Here is a 16,567-nt window from a genome sequence, read left to right on the forward strand (position 1 = left end):
ATAATTCTGCGGTTATTTATTTCCCCCGATTGGCGCGAACAATAATCTCTTACTATCCGGCCGTTATTCTTGTCAGTTTTTGTCGGTAAGTCGATATATTCCGAAAACCGCTCATATATTTTTTACGCATCTTTTCTATAGACAACTTGGCCATCTATTACGGTCATTTCTGCTTGTACTTCTTTTATTTCTTCTGCCTCAATTTCAAAAATATTGCGGTCTAATATTGTAAAATCTGCTTCATATCCTTTTGCAATTTGCCCTCGCTTCGCTTCTTTTCCGATTGCATAGGCACTTCCTGTTGTAAATAAAGAAACAGCCTCATAAACCGTTAATCTTTCCTCAGGCATATAGCATATACCGTCAATAAAACTTCTACGTGTAACAGCGCTATATATGCCTAAAAACGGATTCACTTGTTCAATGGGAGCATCTGAGCCACCGTTGCAGTGTAATCCTGCTTCCAGTAACGTCTTCCAAGCGTACGCATAACGAAGACGGTGCTCGCCTAGTTTTTCAATGACTGACGGAAAATCTGATGAAAGAAAGACTGGCTGTATATCGATAATGGCTTGCAAGTTTTTCATTCTTTCTATCAACTCTTCACGAGCAAGCTGACAATGAATAATACGGTCACGTAACCCTTCTGCTGGTGGATATAATTCGAGTGCATCAATGACATATTCAAGCGATAAGTCACCGATAGTATGAATCGCAACTGGCATATGTAAATCTCGTGCTTTCTTTACTAATTCCGCAAGTTCTTCACGTGAGAAAATCGCAACTCCATTTGTTTCCTTCGCATCTTCATACGGTTCACTTAATAATGCTGTTCTTCCGCCAAAAGAACCGTCAGAGAAAATTTTCATTGCTCCAAATTCAATACAATGTTCATTTTCATATTCTTTTCGTTCATGTGCTACTTCATGGTGAACGAGCAAATGGGCTTTAAATGGCATTTCTTTTATAACGTGAGAAAACGCATTATATGTTTTTCTAAAACCACCATAATAATTTAAATCTTCCGTATGCCCGCCAACAAGTCCGTATTTCCAGCAATCTTTAATCGCTGTTTGCAGAGCTCTTTGTAAATAAGCTTCATCAATTTCTGGCTGAACATGTGTAATTAATTCTTGCCCTTGTTCATATAAAAGCCCTGTTAACTTATTTGATGAATCTCTACCAATTTTCCCGCCTTTTGGATCTTCTGCCTTTTCTGTTATATTCGCTTCTTGCAGTATGTATGAATTTACCCATGTAACGTGACGACAAACTCGCTTTAATAAAATGGGATGTTCTTTCGAAATTTCATCTAAATCACGCGCATGAACATCTTTCGTATCTGTAAAGTTATTTTCATTCCATCCTTCTCCAATAATCCAAGAGCCCTTTGGAGCTTCTTCCACTCGCTTCTGAACAAGAGTAAGCACTTCGCCATAAGATGTACAATTTGATAAATCTAGACGGAGTAATCTCTCTCCATGCCCAATAAGATGCATATGACTATCAACGAGACCTGGGATCATTGTTTTGCCTTTTAAATCGTACAATGTAACCGCGGCATATTGGTTTTCTAACTCTTCTTTACTTCCAACATCAACGATCGTACCGTTTTCAACGTAAACAGCGTCCACTTTTTCATTTTCTTCTCTCACTGTGTAAATGGTGCCGCCATACCAAATTTCTCCCATATATCCCATCTCCTTTATTTTTTATTGTATAAAAAAAAGCACCATTTCAAAACATGGTGCTTTTCTAAAAATTACTTTTGTTCGGTAGTAGATGTTGTAACTTGCCATTCAATATTAAATTTATCTTTTACTTGTCCGTATGCTGGGCTCCAGAATGTTTCTTGAAGTGGCATGATAACTTCTCCACCTTCTTGTAACTTATCGAATACTTCTTTTGCTTTTTCTGCATTACTAATTTGAATTGCGATTGTTACTTGAGATCCGATTGCATGCCCTTGACCTGGGAATGTATCAGAAATCATAAGATCCGTATTACCAACTTTTAAAGTAGCGTGTAAAACGCGCTCTTTCGCTTCAGCTGGAATCGGGTATTCTGGATTTTCAGGCATGTCACCAAAAGTTTGCATGACTTCTACTTTTGCATCTAAAGCCTCTTTATAAAACTGTACAGCTTCTTGCCCACTACCATCTAAAACTAAGTACGGATTAATACCTAAAATCATACGGACACCTCTTTTTTAAATTTATAAAATCGAACTTATGTTCGTTTTTATTTTATCATTGATTTACATTTCATTCAACTATTTACTTCACTGTTTTCAAAATTATTTTGACGGAATCTCCATCTCTTGTTTTCTAAGTTCAATACGGCGAATTTTTCCAGAAATCGTTTTTGGTAGTTCATCTACAAATTCAATTTTGCGAGGGTATTTATATGGTGCAGTGAGTTCTTTGACGTGTTGTTGGAGTGTTGGAATTAATATTTCTTCGTTCTTTTCTATATTCTCTCTTAATACGATAAATGCCTTCACGACACTTCCACGAATTTCATCAGGACTTGCGACAACTGCACATTCTCTTACGTACGGATGTTTTACAAGAGCATGCTCTACTTCAAACGGCCCGATTGTATAACCAGAGCTAATAATGATATCATCGCCGCGCCCTTCAAACCAGAAGTAGCCGTCTTCATCTTTCTTCGCTTTATCACCTGTAATATAATAATCACCGCGAAATTGCATCGCTGTACGCTCATCGTCTTTGTAATATTGTTTAAAGAGGGCCGGCGTTTCAATGTGAACTGCAATATCACCAACTTCGCCTACTTTAACTGGAGTACCTTCCTCATTTACGATATCGACATGGTTACCTGGCGTTGGTTTCCCCATTGATCCTGGTCTAATATCCATCCCTTTCATTACACCAACAAGTAATGTGTTTTCCGTTTGCCCATAGCCGTCTCTCACTGTAATATGAAAGTGCTTTTTGAACGTTTCAATGACTTCTCTATTTAACGGCTCACCTGCCGATACAGCGCTATGTAGTGCCTCTAAATTGTACTGGCTTAAATCTTCTACCTTTGCCATTAATCTATACTCAGTCGGTGTACAACAAAGCACATTCACCTTATTATCGTCTAATAAATTCAGGTACGTTTTCGGTTCAAACTTACCGTGATATACAAACCCTGTTGCCCCTGATCCTAAAGTTGCTAAAAACGGGCTCCAAATCCACTTTTGCCAGCCTGGACTAGCTGTTGCCCATACAATATCATTCTCTTCAATTCCGAGCCAATTTGGAGCGCTCGTACGTAAATGAGCGTATGCCCACGCATGTGTATGAACGACACCTTTTGGATTTCCTGTCGTTCCTGACGTGTAAGATAAAAAGACCATATCTTCTTTATCTGTCTTCGCCATTTCTAACATGTCACTCTCTGTTTCTAACGCTGTTTTTAAATTAATCCATCCATCTACTGACTGCTCGCTCAGGACAAATTTTCGAAGAGATTCCATCGCTTCTATATCATCAAACTGCCTAATATACGGCTCATAGCTTACTATCGCTTTTACTTCTCCATGTCCAATTCGATATTCTATATCTTTTTTACGTAACATTTCCGAGCTTGGAATTACGACAAATCCTGCTTTAATAGCAGCAATATACGTCATGTACGCTTCAATTAAACGCGGCATCATAATGAGAAGCTTGTCCCCTTTTTGCAAACCACTTTTTATAAAAGCGTTTCCAATTTTATTCGCACCTTGCATTAATTCAGCGTATGTAACTTCCCTTCGATTCCCTTTATCATCTTGCCAAATTAAAGCTAACTTCCCTTTATCACCTGTATATTTCTCTATTTCAGAAACTAAATTATAAGACGGTGGCGCCAACAATTCTTCTCGCTTCATAAAATATCCTCCCTTTTCTTTATGCCTCCTTTATATAATAAAGAATTTTCAGTTAATTTTGAACCCTCTTCTTTTGACAAATTTTTCAGTTCTGTCGAATTAGTAAACGAAATTACATCGACTTACCGACAAATAGCGACACAACACAAAAAAAGAAAGAGCGGGAGAACCCGCTCTTTCTAAGCCATCATATGGGATTATTTTTGGTAACCGCCTAATTGTTGCTCAGCTAGTGAAACTAGACGTTTAGTGATTTCACCACCAACAGAACCGTTAGCGCGAGCTGTTGCATCAGCTCCAAGTTGAACACCAAACTCTTGAGCGATTTCGTATTTCATTTGGTCTAATGCTGATTCAGCACCAGGAACCGCTAATTTATTTGTGCTACGTGACATGTTATATCACCTCCTTGTGAGTATAGAGTGTGATAAATAACATGACTTCATACACGTTTTAGATATGGTAATTTATGGTTTTAGAAAAGTTCTTCAAATTTTTCTTCTTCCGCCACTACTTCTACCGTTTGTAATACCATTGTTTCTTTGTTCGCTACAGCTTCATCGATTAATGGTGTGAAATCGTATTTCGCTTCAAAACGATTTGCTTTTTCACGTTTCGGCTTCGTCGCTGGGCTTGCTGGTGTGAATACAGTACAGCAATCTTCATATGGACGAATTGAAATATCATACGTGCCGATTTCTTCAGCGATTTTAATAATCTCTAATTTATCCATCGTAATAAGCGGACGAATAACTGGGTAGTTTGTTACTTCGTTAATCGTATGCATACTATCTAACGTTTGGCTTGCTACTTGTCCAAGACTTTCACCAGTCGTAATTGCAAGTGCGTTACGCTCCTCAGCAATGCGTTCTGTAATACGCATCATCATACGGCGCATAACCGTCATTGAATAGCTAGATGGGATTTCTTTATTAATCGTTTTTTGCACTTCTGTAAACGGAACAAGGTGAAGCGTTACTCGTTTACAATACTTCGTTAACTCTTGTGCTAAATCGATTACTTTTTGTTTTGCACGCTCACTTGTGAAAGGTGGACTATGGAAGTGAACTGCTTCCACAGATACGCCGCGTTTCATCGTTAAGTAAGCTGCTACTGGGCTATCAATACCACCAGAAAGAAGTACCATTACTTTTCCGCCAACGCCAACTGGTAAACCGCCAGCTCCCATACGCTCATCGCACATGATATAGCTATAGCCACTGCGGATCTCTACGCGTACATTTACATCTGGATTATGAACATCTACTGTAATATCTTCTGTATTTTCTAGAATGTGTCCGCCAATCTCAGGTAATAATTCCATCGTTCTCATTGGGAAACGCTTATAAGAACGGTGTACAGTAATTTTAAATGTTTTCACATCACCTTTTACTTGTAAGAAAGCTGCTAATGCACCTTCTTTAATGTCTTCTAATTCTGATGGTACTTTCATCGCTAAGTTAAACTTATGAATACCAAATACATCCTTCAATCTTTCAGAGACTGCTTCATGATCTTCACCATTTAACTGGATGTACATACGATCATGTGTTGCATCGATTTTAATATTTGGGAATTTTTTCAGTTTGAACTTCACGTTATCTTTTAATGTGCTTACAAACTTAGAACGGTTCTTACCTTTTGTCGTCATTTCTCCGTAACGCACTAAAATATATTCATATTTCAACATAATTTCTTTACCTCATCACTTCATATAATTTTGGCATCGTCTCTTTTACAATACCTTCAAATTGTTTTACTTCTTCCATTGTGTTTTCTGGTGCCAAACTAATACGAATAGCGCTTGCAGCTGCTGCATGCGGCACTCCCATTGACACTAACACTCTGCTCACTTCATTTGCTTTTGAAGAACAAGCAGATTTCGTTGACACATATACACCGTGTTCTTCTAAAGCATGAACGACTACTTCTGGTTTTAAACCAACAAATGATACATTTAAAATGTGCGGTGCTGCATATGCAAGCGACGTGTTAATCGTTACATCTTCCATCTCTTTAAAGAAACGAACAAGCTCTGCTTGTAAACTTTGCAAATGAGCTACCTTTTCTTTCACTTGTTCCATTGTCATACGAAGTGCTTTCACCATCGCTACAATGCCAGGTAAATTTTCTGTACCAGAACGATACTTAAGCTCTTGTTGACCACCTGATAAAATCGGATCTAATCTTACGCCATCGCGTACATAAAGAAGACCCGTTCCTTTTACACTGTGGAATTTATGTCCAGATATTGAGCAAAGATCAATATGAGACGCATATAAATCAAGCGGTACTTTCCCTATCCCTTGTACATGATCTACATGGAATCTTATTTTCGGATGATTCGATAATAACGTTCCAATTTCAGCAACGGGCTGAATTGCTCCAGTTTCGTTGTTCACATGAATAATTGACACAAGAATCGTATCTTCACGAAGTGCTCGTTTCACATCTTCTACCGACACAACACCATGCTCGTTAACCGGTAAATATGTTACATCAAACCCGAGTTCTTCTAATTGCTTATATGCCTCAAACACAGACGCGTGTTCAATATTTGTTGTAATGATATGTTTGCCACGCGAACGATTCCTCATCGCTATCCCTTTAATCGCAAGGTTATTCCCTTCCGTTCCACCTGATGTAAAAATAATTTCAGAAGGTTTAACACGAAGAAGCTGCGCTGCAATCGTTCTTGATTGTGTTAATAGACGCTCTGCCTCTCCTCCAAGCGAATGAATAGAAGAAGGATTACCAAAATATTTCCCAGCAACCGTCACGTACGATTGAAGAGCTTCTGGATATGGCTTCGTCGTCGCACTATTATCAAAATAGATCATCGTTCTTCCCCTTTCAGCGCTATCACATCGTATAATCATATCATAAATACGTGTCATTACGCTAAGACTACGCAAAGGTTCCATTTTATCTCGATTGGTGAAGGCTAATAATTGTCGAGGATGCCCTCCTATTACAGTTTCACTTTATCCCGCATGAACGGGCAATAAGACTCTCACCTCAAAATCCAGTTAGAGCAAAGAAGTTAGGTAGGAGTCGGGCTGTCCGTAAATGCCCGATTGGTGAAGGCTAGTAATCAATGGGGATGAATCCTCCTACTGATTACAGTTTCACTTTATTTTGAAACGAATAACCTTGCTGTATTCCGCTATTCATTATAGCAACATCGTCTGCAAAATTACACAAAAAAACAAACCCTTTTATGAAAGGGTTTGATCATTGTCTACATATTCAGCTATTTTTTGAACAACGCCAGGTTCAAGTTGCTCTAATACTGAAGCCGCTTGTTCTAAAGCTGCATCGTATTGGTATTCACGGAATAATTTCTCAGCATAATTTAAACTCTCTGCTAGGTTTTCATCATGACTACGGTAACGGTTACCGTACTGAATTAATTTTTCCACTAAATATGCTTGTCCAATTAACTCTTCTGTCATTTCAGCCACACCGTTCACAGTTGTGTATGCTTCTTCTAAACTGCTATTTACAGCGTTCATATTTAACGGCTTCACTTCTAATTGTTCATATACAGCTTGCATTGCCATTTGCCCTCTTTTTAAATCTTCCATAATACTCTCTGGAAGACCTGGCAAATTCGACTTTTGCATAAAGCGTTTCGTTTCGAAAATAGTATTTCGCATTTCTTGTAACTTCTCACGTGCTTCAAATTCTTCTTTGCGCATCGCTTGCAGCATTTCTTTATATTCTGCATGAAGTACTTTTAACGTTTCACATTGCTCATAAACCTCTTCTAGTTCCTCACGAATAATAGAGAAGGCAATATCTTGTTCTGCAACGCGTAATTGTAGCATTTCAAAACGTTTCGTTAAAATGTGCATTTGCTTTTCAATTACTTTTTGAGACTCAATGTCTTTATCTTGTAACTGATAGCTTTGTTTCACAAGTTGTGTTTCTGTTTTCGTTTCAATCGTTTCGATACGCATTTCTTCTAAGTCATCGTAAACAGACAGTGTTTTTTGCTCCACATAATGTCTCGCATGTACTTCTTGTTCCAATTGATCGTAGAAGCCATCTAAACGTGTTTTTAAGTTTTCTACTTTTTCAGCCGCTTCTGTTATATGAAGCTCCTGTATATCCATTAAACATGTTTGTAGTTGTTTCGTCATATCGCGAACTTCTTTAGGGACTTCCAAATAATCTAATACATAACCTTGTCTTACCATATCATTATGTCCGTGTAATAAATCTTCCAGCTGAACTGGTAATGTCGCTTGACACTCTACCAATAAATCTGGAATTTGGTGAATAATGATTTCTAAATCTGCTAAACCTTCTTCCAAACTAATAACAATTTCTCTCGCTTTTAAATAGTCGCCATTGTTTGTTGCTTCTTCAAAGGTTTTAAATTTCTCAGATTCAGCGTCTAGCATCTCTTCGATTTTCTGCTCTGCTGCTCCATACATATGTCTATGAGCAAGAACACTCTTTTTCATACTACGATATGTATCACGTAACCCTTCAATTTCCGAGCTATTTTTCTCATGGCTTTCTAACAATTGCTGTAATTCATTTAAAATGTCAGTAATACGATTATCAGCGTCATCTAAACCACTTATGGATTCGTTCATCGCATGCTTTGCTTTTCGGAAGGAGAATTGCGAGGCGAATTTTCGCGCTTGCGCTAAATCTTTGTCAGCTTTCGGAAGGGTTGTTGATACAATTTCATCCCATTCTTCACGCCATTTACCAAACAGTTCTTCTGTTTGACCCGTCATGTTTAAATCTTTTACCCGTTTTAGTTCATCTGCCACAGGTTTATCTTTTATCTCTTGTTTCCACTGCTCCAGTGCTTCAATATCTTTATATGAACGATTTCTTATCACAAGCTCTATCATGAGCAGCACTAGAATAGAGCTTACTACAATGATAACGATCGTCAGGATAGAATCCATGCAAAAAAGCCTCCTAGTTATATCTCTTTTTTTGTCCGTTCCGTTTATGAAATGGAAGGCATTATGTATAAAAAGGGAATTCCCCTATATTTAACAACTAACAATGTACTAATCATACCATGTAATGGTTTGTTTTTGACCTAGTTTTTTTTAAAATTTCATGTTTCTTTCAATGTGATTGTAATCTTTCTCAATATTCCGCCTACCTCACTCCCTATCCTCAAATGATTGTAATAACAAACAATCTTTCGTATGGGATACGAAATAAATTTTCCGCATGAGTGGTGGTTCAACAGAAATTACATGTACATTTCCTTGCCTTACAGACTGCTCTACTGCCCTTTCTGGAAGTAACGTGATACCAAGGCCAGCTTTTACCATTGCAAGCATCGGTTCTGCGTAAGATGTTTCCACAGCTATAGTTGGTTTTACACCTATTTCATGAAACATGTTCATGATCATTTTCCTTACATCACATATTTCTGGATATACAATTAATTTTTCATTGTGCAGCTCTTCTATTTGAATGACTATCTTCTCTTTGTACGGATGATTATTTGAAACGGCACAAACAATTTTCTCTTGTTGCACTTCTTTTATATACGTAGCACCTTCTACTACTGAATCGATGAACATCGCGTCAATCTCCCGCGCTTTAAATAAATCTCTTAATACTTCCGTATGCCCGATTTGCCATTCCACTTCGAACTCATCACCTAATATATCTTTACATTCTGATATGTAATGCTCCGCTAAACTCGGTAGTATACCAATTGAAAACTTCCGGTTCTCTTGATACCCCCTCATTTCTGTTTTCACTTCATTTATTTGCTCCAAAATCGGTAACATTCTTTTTATAAATAACTCTCCTGCCTCCGTTAACTCTACTCCTTGCGCAGAACGTTTAAGTAAAGTAACCTCTAAATCCGCTTCTAACTTTTGAATTTGTTTACTAAGCGCTGGTTGTGATATATGTAAAATCTTACTTGCCTTTGATAAACTTCGCGTATGCTTCACTTCAATAAACGATCGTACTGCCTCCAAATCCATCGTACACACCTCTAACAAAAAGTTATAACCGTTATAAGAAATCGATATTTCCTCCTATAAACAATTACTCTTTATACTTATTTCATCAACTTACTATAACGAAATGTAAAGGGGAAAGATACTCTTGAACAAAAATCAAATGCTACTCGGATCCTTTCTATGCTTACTCGCCGTCACTGCCTGGGGATTTATGTTTCCTGTAATGGCAAGAGCTCTGCAATTTATCGATCCATTCTTCTTCACAACGCTTCGCTATGGATCAGCAGCTATTATTTTTCTTATTTTGCTATTAATTACTGAAGGAAAGACTTCACTCCGCTTAGAAAAAAGAACACTTTCTCTATTCTTTTACGGGACAGTCGGTTTCGCGGGGTATGGTTTTCTCGTTTTCTACGGACAGCAACTTGCCGGACCTTCCGGAGCAATCCATGCAGCTATGATTCAATCCCTTATGCCACTGATTGCCTTATCACTGCAATGGATAACCCAAAATCGCCGCCCACAAAACTATACATTCCTTTGTATGTTCGTTGCATTACTTGGTGTTATGCTTGTCATTTCAAAAGGAAATATTGAATTACTATTTGGAGCTGCAAGCCACTTATCAACAAATATATTGATGCTATGCGGCGTTACTTGCTGGGTCATTTATACAAACGGGGCTGCTCGTTTTCAATCTTGGTCACCACTTAGGTACACGACATTAACTTGTTTATTTGGCTCCATTTCACTCATCGTTATTGTTACTTTCTTAACGTACACAAATATAGTTACTATGCCGTCACTGCGTACAGTTGTGAGCGTTCGTTTTGAACTCTTTTATATGTCGATTATCGCAGGCGTTATCGCTGTATTTTGCTGGAATATGGGAAATCGCTATATTTCATCTATTAACGGCATATTATTTATGAATTTAGTTCCTATCCTTGCACTCATTGGTTCTATCTTTCGAGGTTATACAGTCGATAAAATTGAAATCGCTGGAGCTGCATTAACAATTATCGCGCTATTATGTAACAATTTATGGCAAAGAAAAGTAAACATAAAAATCCCCACCTCAGTTCGTTAGGTGGGGATTCTTCACATATGAACAGCTCTTGGCCATTCATGGTACATATTCGCTTTACATAATGCTTGTTCCATCCATTGCTCAATCTCTTTCGTATACATTTCTATGAAAAATGTCTCAGACGGGAAAGAATGGAGTACTTCTGATATATATTGTGGATATAAAAACGGCATACTTATCATACCTTTTAATTGCGTCATAAACATTGTAAATGATACTTTCTGAAATTCTTGTTTCATTTGTCCTTGTCTAATCATTTGTTCTATATAATATCTTTCTTTAGAAAAATAAACGGTCATCACTTCACGAATTAATGTCGTATCAAGCGAAAGCTCTCGGTAGAAGAAACGTGTTAGTTCTCTATTTTCAAATTGATATCGTAAAATCCCGCGCACCATTTGCACCATTACATCTTTAGCCGACAAATACTCTCTCTGTTCAAACGACATTTCAATCACATGAATATATCCTTCTAAAAAATCAGTAATAAGCTGTTCTAATAAACCTTGCTTCCCAGCAAAATAATATGAAATATTCGCTACATTCACATCCGCTCGCTTTGCAATGTCTCGCACCGACGTTCCATCATAACCTTTCGTATTAAACAACGATATTGCCGCATCAATTACTTTTTGTTTCGTCTGCTTCATGCGCTCACTTCCCCTCACTGAACAGCTATAGTTTAAATTTCTTGACTTTTAAGACAAATTCCTTTAATTTTCTATCGACAAAGTCATGTGAAATACATCGTATTTTGCTAATATTTTACACATCTCGATAAAAAAGGAGCTGTTTCCATGTTTACTAAAGAAAGTTATGCAGGATCTCGTGTGCAGCAATATGAGACAGTAATTAAACAACTGGATGCGTTATTAACTGGCGAATCAAACGTAGTCGCAAACTTATCAAATGCTTCCGCATTATTAAACCAATTTTTAGATCGCGTTAATTGGGTTGGCTTTTACGTAACAGAAGGAAATCAGCTTGTCCTTGGACCGTTCCAAGGAATGCCTGCTTGCGTACGCATTCCATTTGGACGAGGCGTTTGCGGCGTAGCAGCTGAAACGAAAACAACACAGCTTGTAGCAGACGTTCACCAATTCCCAGGTCACATCGCTTGCGATAGTGCTTCTAATTCAGAAATCGTTGTACCAATTGTGAAAGAAGGAGCTGTCATTGGTGTACTTGACATTGATAGTCCCGAAAAGAATCGTTTCGATGAAGTAGATCAGCGCTATTTAGAAAAGTTTGTGGAAACACTCCTAAAACATATGTAAAAAGAAAAGAGCGAGTTATCGATTTAGTACGTCCTGTACAAAACCGATAGCTCACTCTTTTTTTATTGATTAACAGTAGATATTTTCTTTAATGCCTGCTCTAAATCAGAAACGATATCCTCCCACGATTCTAAACCGACTGATAAGCGTATTAAATTATCGAAAATGCCCATTTCTTTTCTTAGTTCAGCTGGAATCGCAGCGTGCGTCATCGTTGCTGGATGCTGAATTAACGTTTCTGTATCTCCTAAACTCACCGCAATTGTAATAAAGTGAAGATCATTAATAAACGCTTGCGTCTCTTCTTTTCCGCCTTTTACTGAAAAAGAAATAACACCGCCCCCGCGTTTCATTTGACGAGATGCTAACTCTCCTTCTGGATACCAAACACCTTCTACCGCATCATGTTTTCTTAAGAACGATACAATTTTTTCTGCATTATCACAATGACGATCCATTCTTACTGCTAACGTCTTTAACCCGCGTAATAATAACCACGCATCAAACGGTGCCATAATACCGCCGATATCCTTTCGCATCGGGCGAATCTTTTCAGCTAATGCTTTCGTTTTACAAATTGTTACGCCCGCTACAACGTCACCGTGACCACCAATATATTTTGTCGCACTATGCACAACAGCGTCACAGCCAAGCTCAAGCGGTCTTTGTAAATAAGGTGAACAAAATGTATTATCAACAATAACAAGTAAGCCTTTTCGCTTCGCAACCCGAATCACTTGTTTTAAATCAATTAATTTCATCGTTGGATTAATTGGTGTTTCAACGAAAATAAGCTTTGTATTTGAGCGAATTTTATTTTCAATATCAGCCTCTGTCTCCATATCACAAAACGAATGCGTAATCATAAATTTTTCTTCTAACACTTCTAAAAAACCGTACGTGCATCCGTATAATCCATTTGAACAAATAATATGATCTCCAGCCTTTAAAAAACCGATTAAAGTCGCTGAAATAGCTGCCATACCAGACCCGAAGGCAAGTGCCTCTTCTCCTCCTTCTAACACCGCCATACGTTCTTCAAATAATTTCACAGTTGGATTTCCAAGCCGTGAGTAAATATAAGATGGATCCACTCCCGCAAAACTCGCCTCTCCTTGCTGCGCAGTCTCAAATGTAAATGTAGAAGTTTGAAATAAAGGTGGTGTTAAACTTCCTTTATATTCCTCAGGTTTATAACCGTGATGAATTAACGCTGTCTCCATATGCTTCTTTTTCATAAAAACATCCCCCTTATGTTTTTATTGCCGCATATTCATCCATAAAAATTTGATGAACGTTTCCCTTCATTTTATGTAAGCGTTTTATTTGTGTTTCTATCTCTTCTTCTATATTGTTTTAAATTCCTTCTTATATTAATTTCCAAAATTTTTATGCATAAAACAAAAACGTACTTGCTTGACGAAACTCTGGGTAAAAGATATAATAGCGTTTGTGTAAAATAAAAAGGCAGCCTTGTAATGTGAGTTTATCGTTTGTATTTTGTTCCTCTACGGAGGTGTATCTCGTAACTCCCTGCTGCTGGAGCGAAGGTACATGAAAACAAAATGCCCGTAAATATCGATTACGTCTGTTTTTATTTTACGTAAATAAAAACATTTTTAAAGGAGGAGTCAACTATGGCTCGTTATACAGGTCCAGCTTGGAAACTGTCTCGTCGTCTTGGAATCTCTCTAAGCGGCACAGGAAAAGAATTAGAAAAACGCCCTTACGCACCAGGTCCTCACGGTCCTAACCAACGTAAGAAACTTTCAGAATACGGTTTACAATTACAAGAGAAACAAAAACTTCGTCACATGTACGGCATGACTGAGCGTCAATTCCGTCGCACATTTGACCAAGCAGGTAAAATGCCTGGTAAGCACGGCGAAAACTTCATGATCCTTCTTGAAGCTCGTCTTGACAACTTAGTTTACCGTATGGGCTTAGCTCGCACTCGTCGTGCAGCTCGCCAATTAGTAAACCACGGTCACATCATGGTTGATGGCGCTCGCGTAGATATCCCATCTTACCGTGTAAAACCTGGTCAAACTATCAGCGTTCGCGAAAAATCTAACAGCCTTGTTGTTGTTAAAGAAGCGATCGAAGTTAACAACTTCGTACCAGAATACTTAACTTTCGATGCTGACAAATTAGAAGCTACTTACACTCGTCACGCTGAGCGTTCTGAGTTACCAGCTGAAATCAACGAAGCATTAATCGTAGAGTTCTACTCTCGTTAATGACAAAAAGCCAATCCTGTGGATTGGCTTTTTTCGTTTATATATAAAATAAAATTATTTATTTTCCTCTTTCTGAACATATACATAAGCATCTTTCTGCTCTTTATGTACATCCACCTTCGAATTCTCTGCAAGCTGACCCGCATTTAGCAAAGAAAAAATAATGAGCGCTTCTAGTGACATTTTGTTTTACCACTCCTTTCTAGTTGTTATACATTTATCATACCGCTTACATGTGATTTCCGTATGAACTCGAAAAGGAGATTACAACAAAATGGTTACAAGCATATGAATGCACGCTATAATAACCATAAAATGGGAGGTGGATTCTTTTTGACAATAAATCAAATGGTTCAACTCGGAAGTTCATTTATGCTATTTATTACTTCCGCACTTATTAATTGGTATCAGGGAAGTAATTTAATAGATGATCCTGATGAATGGAAATATAGCGCTAAATTTACGAATTACTTTAAAGGTACCGTTTCAAATTACGAAGATATTTATCAAATCGACTTCTTTATATATGCAGCAAAATTTTATCCAACAGCATTTATCTTTATGCTAGTGAGTTTACTTTATATGCTCATATTAATTCTTTATATTCTATTCAAAAGAAAAGATGTGGCGTTTTAAATCCATACATAAAAACCCCGAATCATAAACTTTTCAGCCTACAATTCGGGGTACTATTTGTTTATATTCGTTTCGGATTAGTAACGAATTAAGAAATATTTCTTTTTACCGCGGCGAATGATTGTGAATTTACCTTCGATGCGGTCGTTTTCTGTTACAACGTAGTCTAATGCTTGTGTACGCTCACCGTTCACATAGATTGCGCCGTTCGTTACATCTTCACGTGCTTGACGTTTTGATGGAGAGATTTTGCTTTCTACAAGTAAGTCGATTAATACTGTATCTTCTGCAGTACGTTCTACAGATGGTACGTCTTTGAATCCTTGCTCGATTTCGCTTGCAGTTAGTTCTGCTACAGAACCGCTGAATAATGCAGCTGAAATTTTAATCGCTTGCTCTAATGCTTCTTCACCATGAACAAGTTTTGTCATTTCAGAACCTAACGCTTTTTGTGCTGCACGTTTTTCTGGTGCTTCAGCTACTTGTTTCTCAAGCTCAAGAATTTCTTCATGAGATAAGAATGTAAAGTATTTTAAGTATTTAACAACATCACGGTCATCTGTGTTAATCCAGAATTGGTAGAACTCGTAAGGAGTTGTTTTCTCTGGGTCTAACCAAATTGCGCCGCCTTCTGTTTTACCAAACTTCGTACCGTCAGATTTAGTAACAAGTGGAATTGTTAAACCGAATGCTTTCGCATCTTCTTCTGATTTACGGATTAATTCAAGACCAGCTGTAATGTTACCCCATTGGTCACTACCACCGATTTGTAGGCGGCACTTATGGTGTTGGTATAAGTTTAGGAAGTCGTATGATTGTAAAATCATATAACTAAACTCAGTAAATGAAATACCAGTTTCTAAACGAGATGCTACTGTATCTTTTGCTAACATATAGTTTAAACCGAAGTTTTTACCGATATCGCGTAAGAATGAAATGACATCTAAGTTACCAAGCCAGTCATAGTTGTTAGCCATTGTTGCTGGGTTGTCCACGTTTTCGAACTCTAAGAAGTTTGAAAGTTGGTTTTTAATGCTTTCTGTGTAGTAAGCAACTGTATCTTTCGTATTTAATGTACGCTCTGCTTTTTTACCACTTGGGTCACCGATCATACCAGTACCACCGCCAACAAGTGCGATTGGTTGGTGACCAGCTAATTGGAAACGACGTAACATTAATACTGGGTACATATGACCGATGTGTAAGCTATCCGCTGTCGGGTCGAAACCACAGTATAATTTAACGCTCTCTTTTTCTAATAATTGCTCAAAGCCCTCATCGTCTGTTTGCTGATTAATTAGACCGCGAAATTCAAGATCTTGTAAAATACCCATATCCTACATACTCTCCTTTAAGTTCATTACTGGCGTGAAGGTTGAAAACATAAAAAAATCGCCCCTTCAAATAAGGGACGATTTTGATTATCGCGTTACCACCCTAGTTGCAAGCAAAAAAAAGCCTACCACCTTATTTACATAACG

Annotated in this window: 16 protein-coding genes and 1 other annotated feature (1 of these 17 cut by a window edge); of the genes, 4 read left to right on the forward strand and 12 right to left on the reverse strand. The window is 37.8% G+C overall.

Annotation, left to right across the window (positions count from 1 at the left end; genetic code table 11):
• Positions 1–122: 122 nt before the first annotated feature.
• The 8 genes from BC_RS23175 to BC_RS23210 all read right to left on the reverse strand — a co-directional run bounded on the left by BC_RS23175 (position 123) and on the right by BC_RS23210 (position 9,864).
• Positions 123–1,691, reverse strand: a complete 1,569-nt coding sequence (locus BC_RS23175; RefSeq protein ID WP_000504021.1) for an amidohydrolase — start codon at positions 1,689–1,691, stop codon at positions 123–125.
• Between the two features lie 71 nt (positions 1,692–1,762).
• A complete protein-coding gene (locus BC_RS23180; protein WP_000600350.1) occupies positions 1,763–2,194 on the reverse strand; it encodes a VOC family protein in 432 nt (143 codons plus the stop codon).
• Positions 2,195–2,296: 102 nt separating this feature from the next.
• Positions 2,297–3,883 carry an acyl-CoA synthetase MbcS gene (gene mbcS / locus BC_RS23185; protein WP_000817768.1) on the reverse strand — a complete coding sequence of 529 codons (1,587 nt, stop codon included), beginning with the start codon at positions 3,881–3,883 and terminating at the stop codon, positions 2,297–2,299.
• A gap of 197 nt (positions 3,884–4,080) precedes the next feature.
• Positions 4,081–4,278: an alpha/beta-type small acid-soluble spore protein gene (locus BC_RS23190; protein ID WP_000091640.1), complete on the reverse strand. Its 198-nt coding sequence runs from the start codon at positions 4,276–4,278 to the stop codon at positions 4,081–4,083.
• An 80-nt stretch (positions 4,279–4,358) separates the two neighbouring features.
• Entirely contained in the window at positions 4,359–5,573 is a 1,215-nt protein-coding gene (gene thiI, locus BC_RS23195; protein ID WP_000922339.1) for a tRNA uracil 4-sulfurtransferase ThiI, read from the reverse strand.
• A gap of 7 nt (positions 5,574–5,580) precedes the next feature.
• Complete coding sequence (locus BC_RS23200; RefSeq protein ID WP_000638992.1) at positions 5,581–6,723, reverse strand: cysteine desulfurase family protein; 1,143 nt, start codon at positions 6,721–6,723, stop codon at positions 5,581–5,583.
• Between the two features lie 378 nt (positions 6,724–7,101).
• Positions 7,102–8,814: a septation ring formation regulator EzrA gene (ezrA, locus tag BC_RS23205; protein ID WP_000377302.1), complete on the reverse strand. Its 1,713-nt coding sequence runs from the start codon at positions 8,812–8,814 to the stop codon at positions 7,102–7,104.
• 207 nt (positions 8,815–9,021) lie between these two features.
• Positions 9,022–9,864, reverse strand: a complete 843-nt coding sequence (locus tag BC_RS23210) for a LysR family transcriptional regulator (RefSeq protein WP_000362529.1) — start codon at positions 9,862–9,864, stop codon at positions 9,022–9,024.
• A 124-nt stretch (positions 9,865–9,988) separates the two neighbouring features.
• On the opposite strand from BC_RS23210, the gene BC_RS23215 reads away from it, so the two are divergent.
• Positions 9,989–10,933 (forward strand): DMT family transporter, encoded by a 945-nt coding sequence (locus BC_RS23215; RefSeq protein WP_011110420.1) that lies wholly within the window; start codon positions 9,989–9,991, stop codon positions 10,931–10,933.
• 11 nt (positions 10,934–10,944) lie between these two features.
• Here the strand turns inward: BC_RS23215 and refZ are convergent, their stop codons facing one another.
• Complete coding sequence (gene refZ, locus BC_RS23220; protein ID WP_000814923.1) at positions 10,945–11,583, reverse strand: forespore capture DNA-binding protein RefZ; 639 nt, start codon at positions 11,581–11,583, stop codon at positions 10,945–10,947.
• Positions 11,584–11,730: 147 nt separating this feature from the next.
• On the opposite strand from refZ, the gene BC_RS23225 reads away from it, so the two are divergent.
• Positions 11,731–12,210 carry a GAF domain-containing protein gene (locus BC_RS23225; RefSeq protein ID WP_000494340.1) on the forward strand — a complete coding sequence of 160 codons (480 nt, stop codon included), beginning with the start codon at positions 11,731–11,733 and terminating at the stop codon, positions 12,208–12,210.
• 62 nt (positions 12,211–12,272) lie between these two features.
• Here the strand turns inward: BC_RS23225 and megL are convergent, their stop codons facing one another.
• The gene (gene megL, locus BC_RS23230; RefSeq protein ID WP_000726562.1) at positions 12,273–13,448 is read right to left on the reverse strand and encodes a methionine gamma-lyase; all 1,176 of its coding nucleotides are present in this window, start codon (positions 13,446–13,448) and stop codon (positions 12,273–12,275) included.
• Positions 13,449–13,847: 399 nt separating this feature from the next.
• On the opposite strand from megL, the gene rpsD reads away from it, so the two are divergent.
• Positions 13,848–14,450 carry a 30S ribosomal protein S4 gene (gene rpsD, locus BC_RS23235; RefSeq protein WP_000135317.1) on the forward strand — a complete coding sequence of 201 codons (603 nt, stop codon included), beginning with the start codon at positions 13,848–13,850 and terminating at the stop codon, positions 14,448–14,450.
• A gap of 54 nt (positions 14,451–14,504) precedes the next feature.
• On the opposite strand, the gene BC_RS23240 is transcribed toward rpsD, so the two are convergent.
• Positions 14,505–14,633, reverse strand: a complete 129-nt coding sequence (locus BC_RS23240; RefSeq protein ID WP_000050944.1) for a hypothetical protein — start codon at positions 14,631–14,633, stop codon at positions 14,505–14,507.
• Between the two features lie 105 nt (positions 14,634–14,738).
• Here BC_RS23240 and BC_RS23245 point away from each other — a divergent pair, with 105 nt between their 5' ends.
• Positions 14,739–15,086, forward strand: coding sequence for a YjdJ family protein (locus BC_RS23245; protein WP_000994181.1), 348 nt, complete (start codon positions 14,739–14,741; stop codon positions 15,084–15,086).
• A 77-nt stretch (positions 15,087–15,163) separates the two neighbouring features.
• Here BC_RS23245 and tyrS read toward each other — a convergent pair whose 3' ends face one another.
• Complete coding sequence (gene tyrS, locus BC_RS23250; RefSeq protein ID WP_000512101.1) at positions 15,164–16,420, reverse strand: tyrosine--tRNA ligase; 1,257 nt, start codon at positions 16,418–16,420, stop codon at positions 15,164–15,166.
• Positions 16,421–16,490: 70 nt separating this feature from the next.
• Positions 16,491–16,567, reverse strand: a binding site (T-box leader); it runs 153 nt beyond the window's last position.

This window comes from Bacillus cereus ATCC 14579 (genome assembly GCF_000007825.1).
Taxonomy (GTDB): Bacteria; Bacillota; Bacilli; order Bacillales; family Bacillaceae_G; genus Bacillus_A; species Bacillus_A cereus.

What these genes read in the sequence shown, in the direction of transcription:
- BC_RS23175 (WP_000504021.1), bottom strand. Translation starts at nt 1,691, where the DNA reads ATGGGAGAAATTTGGTATGGCGGCACCATTTACACAGTGAGAGAAGAA.
- BC_RS23180 (WP_000600350.1), bottom strand. Translation starts at nt 2,194, where the DNA reads ATGATTTTAGGTATTAATCCGTACTTAGTTTTAGATGGTAGTGGGCAA.
- mbcS (WP_000817768.1), bottom strand. Translation starts at nt 3,883, where the DNA reads ATGAAGCGAGAAGAATTGTTGGCGCCACCGTCTTATAATTTAGTTTCT.
- BC_RS23190 (WP_000091640.1), bottom strand. Translation starts at nt 4,278, where the DNA reads ATGTCACGTAGCACAAATAAATTAGCGGTTCCTGGTGCTGAATCAGCA.
- thiI (WP_000922339.1), bottom strand. Translation starts at nt 5,573, where the DNA reads ATGTTGAAATATGAATATATTTTAGTGCGTTACGGAGAAATGACGACA.
- BC_RS23200 (WP_000638992.1), bottom strand. Translation starts at nt 6,723, where the DNA reads ATGATCTATTTTGATAATAGTGCGACGACGAAGCCATATCCAGAAGCT.
- ezrA (WP_000377302.1), bottom strand. Translation starts at nt 8,814, where the DNA reads ATGGATTCTATCCTGACGATCGTTATCATTGTAGTAAGCTCTATTCTA.
- BC_RS23210 (WP_000362529.1), bottom strand. Translation starts at nt 9,864, where the DNA reads ATGGATTTGGAGGCAGTACGATCGTTTATTGAAGTGAAGCATACGCGA.
- refZ (WP_000814923.1), bottom strand. Translation starts at nt 11,583, where the DNA reads ATGAAGCAGACGAAACAAAAAGTAATTGATGCGGCAATATCGTTGTTT.
- BC_RS23225 (WP_000494340.1), top strand. Translation starts at nt 11,731, where the DNA reads ATGTTTACTAAAGAAAGTTATGCAGGATCTCGTGTGCAGCAATATGAG.
- megL (WP_000726562.1), bottom strand. Translation starts at nt 13,448, where the DNA reads ATGAAAAAGAAGCATATGGAGACAGCGTTAATTCATCACGGTTATAAA.
- rpsD (WP_000135317.1), top strand. Translation starts at nt 13,848, where the DNA reads ATGGCTCGTTATACAGGTCCAGCTTGGAAACTGTCTCGTCGTCTTGGA.
- BC_RS23240 (WP_000050944.1), bottom strand. Translation starts at nt 14,633, where the DNA reads ATGTCACTAGAAGCGCTCATTATTTTTTCTTTGCTAAATGCGGGTCAG.
- BC_RS23245 (WP_000994181.1), top strand. Translation starts at nt 14,739, where the DNA reads ATGAATGCACGCTATAATAACCATAAAATGGGAGGTGGATTCTTTTTG.
- tyrS (WP_000512101.1), bottom strand. Translation starts at nt 16,420, where the DNA reads ATGGGTATTTTACAAGATCTTGAATTTCGCGGTCTAATTAATCAGCAA.